The 13,194-nt window shown below is 30.9% G+C and carries 13 protein-coding genes and 1 other RNA gene; 6 read left to right on the top strand and 8 right to left on the bottom strand.

Annotation, left to right across the window (positions count from 1 at the left end):
• The first annotated feature begins 20 nt into the window (after positions 1 to 20).
• From ABJD66_RS04180 to ABJD66_RS04165, 4 genes are all read left to right on the top strand, one after another.
• Positions 21 to 518 carry a hypothetical protein gene (locus ABJD66_RS04180; RefSeq protein ID WP_348128574.1) on the top strand — a complete coding sequence of 166 codons (498 nt, stop codon included), beginning with the start codon at positions 21 to 23 and terminating at the stop codon, positions 516 to 518.
• Positions 519 to 537: 19 nt separating this feature from the next.
• Positions 538 to 1,473, top strand: coding sequence for a hypothetical protein (locus ABJD66_RS04175; protein ID WP_348128571.1), 936 nt, complete (start codon positions 538 to 540; stop codon positions 1,471 to 1,473).
• 36 nt (positions 1,474 to 1,509) lie between these two features.
• On the top strand, positions 1,510 to 2,157 hold the full coding sequence (locus tag ABJD66_RS04170) for a M23 family metallopeptidase (RefSeq protein ID WP_348128568.1): 648 nt from the start codon (positions 1,510 to 1,512) through the stop codon (positions 2,155 to 2,157).
• A gap of 172 nt (positions 2,158 to 2,329) precedes the next feature.
• Complete coding sequence (locus ABJD66_RS04165) at positions 2,330 to 3,745, top strand: DNA/RNA non-specific endonuclease (protein ID WP_348128565.1); 1,416 nt, start codon at positions 2,330 to 2,332, stop codon at positions 3,743 to 3,745.
• A gap of 80 nt (positions 3,746 to 3,825) precedes the next feature.
• On the opposite strand, the gene ssrA is transcribed toward ABJD66_RS04165, so the two are convergent.
• Positions 3,826 to 4,221: a transfer-messenger RNA gene (gene ssrA / locus ABJD66_RS04160) on the bottom strand.
• Between the two features lie 214 nt (positions 4,222 to 4,435).
• Between ssrA and ABJD66_RS04155 the strand changes: the two genes are divergently transcribed.
• Complete coding sequence (locus ABJD66_RS04155; RefSeq protein WP_348128562.1) at positions 4,436 to 5,641, top strand: NAD(P)-dependent oxidoreductase; 1,206 nt, start codon at positions 4,436 to 4,438, stop codon at positions 5,639 to 5,641.
• Between the two features lies 1 nt (position 5,642).
• Here the strand turns inward: ABJD66_RS04155 and ABJD66_RS04150 are convergent, their stop codons facing one another.
• From ABJD66_RS04150 to ABJD66_RS04135, 4 genes are read right to left on the bottom strand one after another with little or no spacing between them, the layout of a single operon-like run.
• Positions 5,643 to 6,290 (bottom strand): DUF1361 domain-containing protein, encoded by a 648-nt coding sequence (locus ABJD66_RS04150; RefSeq protein WP_303541181.1) that lies wholly within the window; start codon positions 6,288 to 6,290, stop codon positions 5,643 to 5,645.
• Between the two features lie 2 nt (positions 6,291 to 6,292).
• A complete protein-coding gene (locus ABJD66_RS04145) occupies positions 6,293 to 6,748 on the bottom strand; it encodes a hypothetical protein (RefSeq protein ID WP_303541183.1) in 456 nt (151 codons plus the stop codon).
• A 57-nt stretch (positions 6,749 to 6,805) separates the two neighbouring features.
• A complete protein-coding gene (locus tag ABJD66_RS04140) occupies positions 6,806 to 7,096 on the bottom strand; it encodes a transcriptional regulator (RefSeq protein WP_100896624.1) in 291 nt (96 codons plus the stop codon).
• Between the two features lie 2 nt (positions 7,097 to 7,098).
• A complete protein-coding gene (locus ABJD66_RS04135; protein WP_348128556.1) occupies positions 7,099 to 7,722 on the bottom strand; it encodes a hypothetical protein in 624 nt (207 codons plus the stop codon).
• An 81-nt stretch (positions 7,723 to 7,803) separates the two neighbouring features.
• Here ABJD66_RS04135 and ABJD66_RS04130 point away from each other — a divergent pair, with 81 nt between their 5' ends.
• Positions 7,804 to 8,157 carry a DUF1801 domain-containing protein gene (locus ABJD66_RS04130; protein WP_100896622.1) on the top strand — a complete coding sequence of 118 codons (354 nt, stop codon included), beginning with the start codon at positions 7,804 to 7,806 and terminating at the stop codon, positions 8,155 to 8,157.
• A 74-nt stretch (positions 8,158 to 8,231) separates the two neighbouring features.
• On the opposite strand, the gene ABJD66_RS04125 is transcribed toward ABJD66_RS04130, so the two are convergent.
• The 3 genes from ABJD66_RS04125 to kdsA form a co-directional block, all read right to left on the bottom strand.
• Complete coding sequence (locus ABJD66_RS04125; RefSeq protein WP_348128551.1) at positions 8,232 to 10,148, bottom strand: TlpA disulfide reductase family protein; 1,917 nt, start codon at positions 10,146 to 10,148, stop codon at positions 8,232 to 8,234.
• A gap of 104 nt (positions 10,149 to 10,252) precedes the next feature.
• Positions 10,253 to 12,223: a DUF3858 domain-containing protein gene (locus tag ABJD66_RS04120; protein WP_348128549.1), complete on the bottom strand. Its 1,971-nt coding sequence runs from the start codon at positions 12,221 to 12,223 to the stop codon at positions 10,253 to 10,255.
• A gap of 45 nt (positions 12,224 to 12,268) precedes the next feature.
• A complete protein-coding gene (gene kdsA / locus ABJD66_RS04115; RefSeq protein ID WP_303541195.1) occupies positions 12,269 to 13,090 on the bottom strand; it encodes a 3-deoxy-8-phosphooctulonate synthase in 822 nt (273 codons plus the stop codon).
• Between the last annotated feature and the right edge of the window lie 104 nt (positions 13,091 to 13,194).

Below are 13,194 nucleotides of genomic sequence, written 5' to 3'. Positions count from 1 at the left end.
TTTTAACTAATTTATAAAATATGAAACAGATACTAATTTTATGTTTGTTATTAATTTCTTCAGTTTGTTTTTCTCAAGTAGATAAACCTAAACAAAATTTAATATCCGTTGCAGTAGATAGTATTCAGTTTTCAATTTGGAATATACAGTCTAAAGAAATGTCTACTCCAGGAACAAAAGTTAAGGAATACAAAAAAGAATTAGGTTATGCTTTTTTAAGTAAAAAAGACCAAGATATATTTATAAGAAAGCTGAAAAGGCCAGAATCATACGATCAATCTAGAGCATTGTTGCATCATTACAATTTAGTGTTTCTAATGTATTATAAAGGTAAAATAGCAGCTCAAGTACGTATTTCTTCAATTACAGGAAATATAGATGTAGAAGATGTTCAAAATAAAAATAACTATAAAAGTAGCTGTTCTAAACAAATGGGGAAATATTTAATTTTTTTGCTAAAAAAGTATGAGCTAGTGAAACTTATAGATGAGGCAAATTTAGAAGGGCTATCAACTTAATTTTTTTTAAAAAAATATAATGAACACTGTAAAAACCAGAGGTCTAAAAAAAATTGTAATGGTATTTGTATGCTTGTTTCTTTTTCAGAATACTTACAGTCAATCAAAAATTTATTTTGATGAAAATTGGAAACAAACAACCAAGGATAAAGCTGAATTTTATAGACTTGTAACCAAAAAAAACGATTCTCTTTTTCACGTAAAAGACTATTTTATAAATGGTGTGCTACAAATGAACGGTCATTTTTCTAACCTAGAAAAAGAAGTTATGGAAGGTGAAATTACCTTTTATGATATAAAAGGAAGAAAAACAAATACAGCTAACTATATCAACGGAATATTAGAAGGAAAAACTACGGTTTATTTAAAAAACGGTGAAATAGAGTATACTAGCGAATATAAAAATGGCGATGTATACAATGGTATATATAAGGCTGCAACAGTTAAATATTTGTATAAAAATGGTGTAACGGCCAAGAGAATAGAATTTTTGTCACCAAACGATTTTTACCCTTTAGCTACAACAGTATATGGTAAAGAAAAGGATAGCGTGTATTGGTACACTAGTAAGGGCAATAAAATAGGATTTGGTATATATAAAGATAATGAACCTATAAATGGATTAGATATTAAAAAGAGTTGGTTACAAGTTACACATACCCATTACAAGGACAAAAAAAAAGAAGGAGTACAAAGCATATTTTATGAAGGTGAATTAATAACAGAAAATACATTTGTAAATGATGTTCTTACCCTAAAAAAAAGTTTAAATCCGTTTACGGGTAAATTTGTGACGTGTAAATACAAAAATAATAAACCGTTTCAAGGACATTATTTTGTGTATCATATTACACAAGATTATTATGATGAATATATTTATGATACAGGAAAAATTACCTCATACAAAAAATATAAAAGTATAAATGGGGTAATAAAATCTAAGGATGTAAAATAATATTTAAACCTATAAGAACCGCTTGGCTAATTTAATATGATAAATTATAGACTTCTAAAATACACACTACTATTACTACTATGCGCTGCTTGTACTTTTTCTAAAGGTCAAGAAAAACAAGAACAGAACAAGCAAAAACAAGAGCAAGTAAAAGAGCAGGTTGTGCCTATAGTAAGCAAAGAACAAGAGGTTAAAAATATATTTAAAAGTAAAACAGACTATATAGCAACTAATTTTAATTTCCCTGTTGGTAAACCAAATGCAAAAGGGTATTACAATGCGCAAGTATTTGGAGAAAATAACCATTTAGGAGACGACTGGAATGCCGTTACTGGTGGCAACACAGACCTAGGAGATCCCATTTATTCCATAGCAAATGGCTATGTAAACTTTGCAGAAGATATAGGAGGTGGTTGGGGAAAAGTAATAAGAGTATGGCACCTTAAAGCAGATGGTAAAATAGTAGAGTCTTTATACGCACACTGCAATACTATTATAGTTAAAAAAGGGGAGTTTGTTAAAAAAGGACAAAAAATAGCAACAATTGGCAATGCAGATGGTCAATATTTAGCGCACTTACATTTAGAGGTAAGAGAAGATATAAATTTACCAGTAGGCCCAGGATATTCAAAAACTAAAAAAGGCTATTTAGATCCAACTAAATTTATAAATAAAAATAGGTAAGTGTAATTTGTTTGCCAGTTATATATAATTCTTTCTTGTTGTAAATGTCTGATATGTAGTGTTATGCTAAATGTTAAGATGATAAAATATTAATGTTAAACTATAAGTAAAAATACATTTAAGGTAGGTAAATGACTACATTTGTTGTCCCAATCATTTAAAACCTACTTTAATGAAACATTCAAAATTTAAGTTTACCTATGTAGTTGTATTAGCATCATTACTAATTAGTAGCTGTACAACAGACGATTCTAGTCAAGTTTATGAGCCTAACAATCCGCAAATAATAATTATAAACGGAGAACTAGACGTAAAAAGTTATCACCAAGACAATCACGGATCTCATAAGCACGTTTCTAAATCTCAAAAAACAGAGAGTTTTATGGAAACCTTTGAGTCTGCCTCTAAGGGTAGTTACGCAGCCAATACTGTAAATATACCTTCTTCTGGTATATGGTATTTAAACGATGCGCTTATTGGTTCATTAGCAAACGACAGAAAATATGGTAGTAAATCTATACGCATTAGAAATAATGGTTATGCTGTAATGAATTTTAATATGGATAATGGCGCAAGTACTGTTCGTATACGCCACGCTGTTTATGGTACCAACGGTGCTTCAGACTGGAGGCTAATGGCGTCTTATGATAATGGAGCCTCTTGGTACTTAGTAGGAGCAACAGTTACATCAAACTCAACCACATTAAATACAGTTACATTTCAGGTTAACGATACCACAAGTGTACGCTACGGAATTTTTAAAATATCTGGTGGTGGTAGCAGAATTAATATAGATAATATAGAAATAGATGCTGCTCCACTAAATAATACAAATCCAGATATAGATAGTAATATCACTTTTGGTAACCCATCTAATGCAGCAAGTACAGCCAATAACTATTTTTTGTCTAAACCAGATTTTGCATTGTCATATAACAATAGTAACGGAACCCCAAATTGGGTTAGTTGGCATTTAAGCACAGCTTGGACAGGAACAGCAACACGTTGTAACTGTTTTAAATCAGATCAAGATTTACCAAGTAGTTTTTTTAAAGCAACCAGTAGCGACTATACAAATTCTGGTTTTGACCGTGGTCATATTTGTCCGTCAGCAGATAGAAACGGAGATCCAGATTCTAATGAAAGTACTTATTACATGACAAACATAGCACCGCAAGCACCAGACAATAACAGAAAGTCATGGGCTAATTTCGAGAATTATTTAAGAACCTTAATACAAAACGGAAACGAGATACACATTATAGCAGGAGTTACAGGCACTGGAGGTATAGGTAGTAATGGTTATTTTACTACAATTTCTAACGGAGAAATAACAGTTCCAGATTCTTTTTGGAAAGTAGCATTAATATTGCCAAACGGCACCAATGACATAAACCGTGTAACAACATCAACCAGAGTAATAGCCATTAATGTACCTAACAACCAATATATTAGTACAGACTGGACACAGTTTTTAACTACAGTAGACAATATAGAGCAGCTAACAGGGTATGATATTCTAGAGAACATTCCAGACGCAATAGAAAATGTATTAGAAGCAACAGTAGACAACGAACCTATTAGTTAATAGTAAAATACAGTTATTAAAATAAAAAAACCTGCTCAATTAAATGAGCAGGTTTTTAAGTTTTTACAACCTAATTGTTGTTGTGGAGCCGGAGGGATTCGAACCCTCGTCCAAACAAGTAATTAAAGAGCTTTCTACACGCTTATTCTTTTCTTGGGTTTTCGTTTATAAGCTGGTTAAAGACAACCCACTTATAACTTATCTTCTTTAGTTTCAAAAAGGCATCAAAGCGCTACCTAATCTATATTGACATTTACGATGCCTCAAAATGGAACGCCGTCAACAAAGGCTTTCCGGAGACATAAAGCTTGTACACCTTGTGTACCTAGGCCAATCTTACTATAATTCAGATTATGCAGCTAAAGCGTAGTTATTCTCGCCGTTTAAAAAGTTGGTCTAGCCTTTAACGTGTTTCAATGCCATTACACGACGTGCTTACCGTTCAATTAGTCTCGCTGTCAAAACCAGTCGGCCCCAATTTTTTAGTAATTATTATGGCGTTTTAACGGGCTATTCGCTATATTTTTTTAAGTTCTAAAAAAATAAGAACTTAAAAAAGATGCCGCTACTATCCCTAACGCGGTCGGCAAAGGTAGTTCAAAAAGTATTCCAAAAAAAGTTTTGCTTGTCATCTTGTCATATGTTACATTTACAACTATACTTAAAGTTTAAGTTACAAAACAATTTTCTATGAAATTCGGAATTATTAAAGAACGCAAAAACCCGCCAGACCGTCGAGTAGTGCTATCACCACAAGCCTGTAAAAAAGTAAATACTACTTACCCACAAGCCCAAGTATTGGTAGAACCGTCAGACATTAGGGTTTATAAAGATTCAGAATACACAGATAATAATGTAACCGTAACGCAAGAAATGGAAAATTGTGATGTGTTAATTGGTGTAAAAGAAGTACCAATAGACTCATTAATACCAAATAAAAAATATTTTTTCTTTTCGCACACCATCAAAAAGCAGCCTTACAACAGAAACTTACTAAAAGCAATTTTAGACAAAAACATAGAGTTTTATGATCATGAGGTTATTGTAAGCACTAAAAAAACACGTTTAGTTGCATTTGGTAGGTACGCAGGTATTGTTGGCGCTTACAATGGTTTTAGAGCCTATGGTCTAAAGTACGGTACATTTGCATTGCCAAAGGCCGAAACCCTAAAAGACCAAGCAGCATTAATATCAGAATTAAAAAAAATTAAACTTCCCAATATAAAAATACTACTAACAGGTAAAGGTCGTGTAGGTAACGGAGCTAAAGAAATGTTAGACGGTATGGGCTTAGAACAAGTAAGTTTAAAAGAATACTTAAAAAATGATTTTAATATACCAGTATATTGCCAAATAGACGTTTTAGATTATAACACACGTAAAGATGGTGAACGTAGTAATAAACAAGAGTTTTTTACAGATCCATCAGAATATAAATCTAACTTTTTTAGGTTTGCCAAAGTAACAGATTTTTACATAGCGGGTCATTTTTATGGAGACGGAGCACCATATTTGTTTACAAGAGAAGATGCCAAGCAACCCAATTTTAAAATTAAAGTAGTTGCAGACGTTAGTTGTGATATTAATGGTCCTGTAGCATCTACCATAAAAGCATCTACTATTGCAGATCCTGTATATGGGTATAACCCCAACACAGAGCAAGAAACAGATTATAAAGATCCTAACGCTATTGCAGTTATGGCAGTAGATAATTTACCGTGCGAGTTGCCAAGAGATGCAAGCGTAGGTTTTGGAGAATCTTTTATAAAACACGTTATCCCCGCCTTTTTTAATAACGATAAAGACGGAGTGTTAGAACGTGCTAGAATGACAAAAGATGGCAAGTTAACCGATAGGTTTTCTTATCTACAAGACTATGTAGATGGTACAGATTAACTTATTTTTTTATAATTAGTTTAGACTGTAACGTCCAAAATAAAATATATAGCAAGCCACCAAAAGCAAAAGTCATTGCCCATACGTTGTAATTGGTTAAACTGTGTGCAATATTGTACAATAGTACCTGTGGTTTGGTAAATAAATCCCAAGAGTTAAAACGCAAAAACCTACCTAGGTATATGCCGTAGCCACAAAGTAGGCATAAGTATATCATAAAAAAATTGGCGTTTTTAGTGTTGTATTTGCTTTTAAGTACATGGTAAACATCTATCATAGAAAATAACCCAAGTAATAGACCAATAATTGCGTACACAAAAACTAGAAGCAAATCTAACCATACCATTATAGAGTTTTCATTTTGCAAGTGCACTAAATCTGTAATAATATATGGGCTATTAGGTAAAAATAGCATCCACATTGCAAAAAATCCTAATTGCAGTATTTTATTACCATTACTATTGTTTAGGTACTTTAATAGCTGAGAAAATAAATAGGGTAAACCAGCCAAAAATAAGTTCCACACTAAAAAAGTAAAAAATAAAGAACCTGTAATTTTTATACGTACCGCTAAAATTAAAAAGGCAAAACTTATTGCGGCTAATAAGCTAAAATTTGATTTTATAAATAAAATTAATTTCTGTTTCATATTTATGATATTAAAAAGGTTGTTTTAATTTTTTGTATTGGTAAATGCAGCATTTTTAAAAAATCTAGTTGATGAAATTGTAATGCCTTGCTGCCTTTATAGTATGCTTTTTTAAATGTTTTAAAATAATCTGGGTAGAGTAGTAGTCCTAAAAACACAACAGAGTATAAATACAAACTGCGTTTGCCATTACCCATAAGATAAAACTGCATACTTACTTCTTCTGGCACTGTAATACCTGTATTTGTTAGTACATGAAACACATCATGACTTTCTAATTTGTCTTGTAATTCAAAATTATGTTTGGTTATAAAAAGTCCCAGACCATTGCCTAAAGTGTCTTTAGGATAGTTTAGTAATGTGCTAATTTTTATGTTCCAAGCATTGTTTTTCTTTAAAAACTTTTGGTAGGGTATTTTACTCCAATCATATAATTTTTCTAACAGTAATGCTCTCATATTTGTTTATTTAAAGTACTTTGTATTTCAAAGTGAAAAAGCAAAAAAATAGAATTGTTATTTTCCTATTAATTTTTCTAGTGCGTTAATATGTTTTTTAAACTCTAGCTTGCCTAAGTTTGTTGCAGAATATCTAGTGTTTGGTTTTCTTCCTATAAACTGTTTTTCTACTTTAATATATGCTACTTTTTCTAACGCTTTTGTGTGGCTTGCAATATTACCATCTGTAGCGCCTAGCAATTCTTTAAGCATATTAAAATCGGCATAATCATTCACCATTAAAATAGACATAATGCCTAGCCTAATACGGTGATCAAATGCTTTGTTAATATTATTTATAATACTCATATTTACTTACGGTCGTGTTTAAAGTACATTAAAGATCCATATAAAATATGGCAAACTCCAAAACCTAAAGCCCAAAAATACAAACCATAACCAACAAATTGGGTAGATATTAAACCAATAGCAATTATTGTAATACCTAAATAACGTACACCGCCTAAGGTATATTTACTAGCATTAACACAGGCTAACCCGTAGAAAATAAGGGTAGCAGGAGCTACAATTTTTATGTATTCGTATTGTATCAGTACCAAACAGAAAAGTCCGCCTACTACAAGCGGTAATAAAAAGTTTAGTAGCAAACGTTTGCTAGATACGTCCCACATTTTTTCACCACTTCTTTTGGCTTTAAAATAAGTTAATATAGTTCCTGTAATTAAGGCTAAAACCATAACACTCAAGGCAATTATGAGTAAACTATCTAATGCTCCAAACGTCATAAAAAAACGTTTTAATTCGCTAGGTTCTGTTTTAATAGGGCGTATAATATTATGAGCCAAATATGCTCCAATTAAGGCATATACACCTGCTAATATTCCAGATAGTCCGCTTAAAGACATAAAACGAGACGACTTGCTCATCATATTTTTAATCTCAGAAATGTCGTCTAAGTATTTTTTAGAATCCATATTTAAAGTACTTTGAAAAACAAAGTAAACTAAAATAAATCAATTTTGCAATAGCCTTTTTAAAATTTATATATTTAAAATATGAAACCAGCAGAAGAGTATATATACAATGCACCAGAAAATTACAGAGTTATTTTAATGCATTTACAGGCAGTTATAGTTCGTACACTGCCTAGTGTAGACTTAAAATTTAAGTATAGTTTACCTTATTTTTATATTGATGACAAACCGTTTTGTCATTTAAACTGTAATAAAAACTACGTAGACTTAGTTTTTAAAAACGGGCAACATTTAACAAAATATACAGAGCTACTGGTTGTTGATGGACGTAAAAAAATGAAATCTTTACGCTACACTTCTTTAGATGAGGTAAATAACACTGTATTGGAAACAGTTTTAAGTGATGCTTATGCTGTTAGAAACGAGAAGTTCTAAATCTACTTTTAAAAACTAAGCAAAAGAAAAGGCAACTGGTTAGAGTTGCCTTATTGATAACTAAATGTAAATGGTTACGAGTTTAGTAAGTCAATCTTTAATGATAATTCTTTTACTAATTTATCTGTACTACCACTATAGCCTACAGATACAAATTTTATATTTCCGTCAGGGCCAATAATTACCTTAGTTGGTATACCATTAACCTCAAAATTAGATGCTACTTCGTAAGCTCTACTACCTTCTTTTACAGGATTGTCTATTACAACATTAAAACTGTAGTTGTTATTTTTTACAAAGTCGCCTGCTAGTTTGGTTCTTGTATCAAAATCTCCACTTTCCATAGTGTCTACAAATAAGAAAACAACATTGTCATTATCTTTATACTTATTTACAGCCTGTTGCATTCCTGGGAAAGAAGCTTTACAAGGTCCACACCATGTAGCCCAAAAATCTAATATTACTGTTTTACCTTTTAAAGCAGCAAGTTCTACGGTTTCTCCTTTTGTATTTTTTAATTTAAAGTTTTTAGGCTTTTTATCAATCATTTCTTCTTTGGTTTTAGCAACCAACTTGTCATAACCAACTTTTTCTAGAGCCTCAAAATTTTCTGTAAAACCATCTTCAGAACCATTTTTTGCTATATATGCTTGTTTGTAATAGTCATTAATTTTAGCAGTAGTGTTTCCTTCTTTAATAAATAAAGCAGCTTCTTTTAAAATAACATCGTGTTTTTTATCAGAATTTAAAAACATAACATAACGCTCATTTAATTGTGGGTCTTTTCCATCTGCAACAGCTTCTTTTTGGTATGCAATTGCTTCTGCAATTTCGCCTTGTTTATACTTAATTAAAGCATAAGTGTCTGCATACATATTGTAAGTACTTGTCATATTATTTATGTACTGAGATTTTGTAATGTAAACAGGCTTATCAACCGGATTATTAATTGCATGCTTTGTTATGTCTAAAGATTTTTTAGATATTTCTGACGCAAATTCTAAATTTTCACCTTTCTCTGCATAGTTCCAAGCAAGAGTATTATATGCGCTTGGCAACATACTTTTATCAGATACTTGATCCATAATTTCTGCATACTCTTCTTTTTTTCCGTTTTCTATAGCGGCTGATGCAAGTCTTGTAGCTACAACATCTTTTAACCTGCTTTTTGCTCCAAACTTAGTTTTAAACTCTTCAAACAATTCCTTTTTTTTATCGTAGTCTTGTTCATTATAAAAAGTAGACCAGGCTTTTTGTTGCGCCATAGTCCCTGTAGGAAACTTTTCTTCCATTACAATTTGTAGAGAATCTATTTTTTCTTTTTTCTCAATAGTCTGGTATAAAGACACTAGATTTTTATATTCTAATTCAGATAAATCTGTTTTACTGTTGTAATAAGCTACTCTAGAATTAATGTAGTCTTTTGCACCAGCTTTATCTTTAGCTATATAAGTTCTAGGAAAAACCATATCCCAGTCTTTTTGTAAATCTTTATTAGAAAGCAGGTCTGACTTTATCTTTTCAAAAGCAATCTTTTCATCAACCTTTAAACCAAGATTATTGCCCATCCTTAATTGGTAATTAGCCAAACCAGCTATTGCACCTGGAATTGTATCTCCGGTAGAAGTAGTAAGTGGAAAAAGATATCCCTTATCATTGTTAGTGTCAAATTCTTTTTTATTCTTAAAGTTTAGAGCTACGGCAGTAGCAGAGTCTGGTATAACTATGGTAGATTTGTATAAACTATCTGCTTTATTTAGCGTAATATCTACAGGGTAGGTTTTAGAGCCTACAGTGTAATAATAAAAAGCACTAATATCTTCTTCATTAGCGTCTGTTGTGTATTTAAGATCTAGTGAGTCACCAGGTTTTAACGTAGCTTTAGAAATGTATAAAGAGCCAATAGTAACTCCATTTTCTTTAGATTTTTCTTTACAAGAGAAACTAAGCACAACAAGTGTTAATGCAAATAAACATTTTATGATTTTCATCCTTTATCTAATTTTTGATTGAAAGATAAAAGTATTGGATTTGTAAGAAAATAACTAGTTAAATCTGAAATATTTATGATTTTTTTTATCGAATTAACATTAAGTTATGCTTTTTTTAAAACGATTAAAGAATTGTTTTGAGCATTAGTTACTTGTTTAAATAATTCTTTTAATGAAAAATATTCATTGGGACTGTACTGTTCTTTATTTATTATTAATTTAAAAGATACTGTAATTAAGTTAGATTTTGAGTTGACCAACATTTGCAATCTGCCTCCTTTGTTAGGTAAAGATAAGTTAATATTTTTTGGTATTTCTTCAATGGTATATTCTGTTGGAATAGTTATTTTGGCTGCATATGTATAAGTACGTTTAAATCCAAAATCTACTGGATATTTACGCTCTTCGGCAGTAAAAGGGTTAGTAGAGCCAAAAGACTTAACTAAAAACGGGTTTATGTATAATGTATTTTGGTCTAGTATGGTGTTATTAGTGTATGAGAAATTTTCAACAGTACGTTTTTCATTGCTTTGTTCTTCAACTAAATTATATTCGTCAATTTCCGCACTAGCTCCAATCTCTTTTTCCTTATCGTTTAAATAATCATCTTCTGTAGTACTATTTAAAACTTTTTTTCTTTCAATAGCTAAATAACCACTATTCATTTCATTGTAGGAACCTGTAATTTTATGACTTTCTGGATCTAATGCTAAGTTAGCTAAAACATAAAGTTGATTATCTTCTTCTGGCGTAATAGTTTCCCAGTAACTATCGTTTTTAAAATCCATTACTCTACCTTGGTAGTTTAATGCTCTGTAAGGTAGCATACCAAATGGCATTAACTTGTCAGATGCATCTAGTAAATAAGTTTTACCTCCAATTACTGTTTTGGCTATAACATAATTAAAATCAGATATTACTGGGTGCGATTTTTTTGGTAATCCATTACTTCTGGTAGATAGTAGTACTAAATCTGTTTTTAAACCGGCGCTATTAAGTAAGTTTATTAAAGATATATTTATTTCACCTATATTTCCCGTTTTATTATCAAAAGCACTTTTTACCCTTATGTTTCTATAAATACCATACTTGTTATTCCAAGTAAACCTATCTTTAACAAAATTAAAAATGTTTTTAGCTCTGGTTAAAGAGTCACCCTCTGTTAATAGTGATTCTGGTACATTTTTTTCAAAAAAACCTTTTTTAGTTAATTGCCTACCTATGTTTTTATCTTTTTTAAATTCTTTGTCTACATCTTCCCAACTTGCTGTGTAATTATGAACTTTACCTATGTTAAAACTCACGGTAGAAGCTAATTCAAAATCTATTCTAGAAAGATAATTAAGAGGTGATAGAGTGAATTCTTCATCTAGATCAAAGGCTGGGATATCATTTATAGCATATTTTAAAACTTCACATTCTGCAGCATAAGCAAATCCAACATTAAAACAATTCTTTTCTTTTTTAGATTCGTTAATATCTAACTTTAAAAAACCTATTAAACTTCTGTTATATTTATAGTTTCCGGGTATTTTAGCATTAAATTCACTATATATTTTTGGAATATTACTCTGAAACTCCCATCCTTTAAAATTATAAATAAATGGAGACAATAAAGTATATTCATACTCTATAATACTACCAACTTTTACATTAGGGAAAGCAAATTTTACCGCACCTAAATTTAGTCCGATACCAACTCGGTAGATATCACTTTGAGATAGATTATTTTGAGAATCTTTATTGTGAGTAATTGCGTTTATATCAAAAACTATTTCAGAAATTTTTTCAGTAGATTTAAATGGTATAATAATATTAGCATTACCAAGACCTTCTTTTTTTAAAATTTTAATTTTTACATAATATTTTTTTTCGATTAAAATTTTGTTATCAATTACTAAGAATTGATTATTCCCTTTTTCATAAAGTACAACAGCATTAGCTGTACTATCTTTTTCGTAAACAGTAAAGTTTTTATCAAAATCAGATAATTGTCCAAATGTGTAACTTTCTTGCGCAACAAGTTGTGTAGTGCTTATTAAAGCAATACAAAATAATACGATGTTTTTAAACATTGGTTTGGTAAGTTTGATTGGTTTTTTGATTGATGAATTGATGTTCTATTTTAAACTATTTACAGTTTTTCTAATAGCAACAAGGTTTGTTAGTACGCGCTCTAAATGGTCTAGGTGTAACATATTTGCGCCATCACTTTTAGCATTAGCTGGGTCAAAATGTGTTTCCATAAAAATACCATCTGCACCAGTTACAATACCAGCTCTAGCAATGGTCTCTATCATATCTGGTCTACCACCTGTAACACCAGAAGATTGGTTTGGCTGTTGTAAAGAGTGTGTTACATCTAATACAACAGGTGCATATTGCTTCATAGTTGGTATGCCTCTAAAATCTACAATCATATCTTGGTAGCCAAACATAGTACCACGGTCTGTAACCATAACTTGCTGGTTGTTGCTATCTGTAACCTTAGTAACGGCGTGTTGCATACTTTCTGGACTCATAAATTGTCCTTTTTTAAGATTCACAACTTTACCTGTATTTGCAGCAGCTACAACTAAATCTGTTTGTCTAACTAAAAAAGCAGGTATTTGTAAGATATCTACATATTCTGCAGCTTTTTCAGCATCAGATACTTCATGAATATCTGTAACAGTAGGAACATTAAAGGTTTCAGAAACTTTTCTAAGAATTTTAAGTGCTTTGTCATCGCCAATACCTGTAAAAGAATCTACTCTACTACGGTTTGCTTTTTTAAAACTTCCCTTAAAAACATAAGGAATTTCTAACTTATCTGTAATTGTAATTATTTTTTCTGCAATGCGCAAAGCCATATCTTCTCCTTCTATAGCACAAGGGCCAGATAGTAAGAAAAAATTGTCGCTTTTTGTGTGTTTTATTTGAGGTATAAGATCTAAGTTCATCTGTGTTCTAAATTTGTAATTGCAAAGATAGTAGTTTTTACCAGTATTTTACATTTTGTAAACAAGCTCTAAATCAGTATAATAAGAAATTGTAATCTTTTGCT

The organism is Cellulophaga sp. (assembly GCF_039943695.1).
In the GTDB taxonomy this organism is placed as follows: Bacteria; Bacteroidota; Bacteroidia; order Flavobacteriales; family Flavobacteriaceae; genus Cellulophaga.
Note: the sequence above shows the minus strand (reverse complement) of the source record. Positions and strands in the feature narration are given on the sequence as shown.

Coding starts and splice junctions, on each gene's coding strand:
- ABJD66_RS04180 (WP_348128574.1), top strand. CDS start 21: ATGAAACAGATACTAATTTTATGTTTGTTATTAATTTCTTCAGTTTGT.
- ABJD66_RS04175 (WP_348128571.1), top strand. CDS start 538: ATGAACACTGTAAAAACCAGAGGTCTAAAAAAAATTGTAATGGTATTT.
- ABJD66_RS04170 (WP_348128568.1), top strand. CDS start 1,510: ATGATAAATTATAGACTTCTAAAATACACACTACTATTACTACTATGC.
- ABJD66_RS04165 (WP_348128565.1), top strand. CDS start 2,330: ATGAAACATTCAAAATTTAAGTTTACCTATGTAGTTGTATTAGCATCA.
- ABJD66_RS04155 (WP_348128562.1), top strand. CDS start 4,436: ATGAAATTCGGAATTATTAAAGAACGCAAAAACCCGCCAGACCGTCGA.
- ABJD66_RS04150 (WP_303541181.1), bottom strand. CDS start 6,290: ATGAAACAGAAATTAATTTTATTTATAAAATCAAATTTTAGCTTATTA.
- ABJD66_RS04145 (WP_303541183.1), bottom strand. CDS start 6,748: ATGAGAGCATTACTGTTAGAAAAATTATATGATTGGAGTAAAATACCC.
- ABJD66_RS04140 (WP_100896624.1), bottom strand. CDS start 7,096: ATGAGTATTATAAATAATATTAACAAAGCATTTGATCACCGTATTAGG.
- ABJD66_RS04135 (WP_348128556.1), bottom strand. CDS start 7,722: ATGGATTCTAAAAAATACTTAGACGACATTTCTGAGATTAAAAATATG.
- ABJD66_RS04130 (WP_100896622.1), top strand. CDS start 7,804: ATGAAACCAGCAGAAGAGTATATATACAATGCACCAGAAAATTACAGA.
- ABJD66_RS04125 (WP_348128551.1), bottom strand. CDS start 10,148: ATGAAAATCATAAAATGTTTATTTGCATTAACACTTGTTGTGCTTAGT.
- ABJD66_RS04120 (WP_348128549.1), bottom strand. CDS start 12,223: ATGTTTAAAAACATCGTATTATTTTGTATTGCTTTAATAAGCACTACA.
- kdsA (WP_303541195.1), bottom strand. CDS start 13,090: ATGAACTTAGATCTTATACCTCAAATAAAACACACAAAAAGCGACAAT.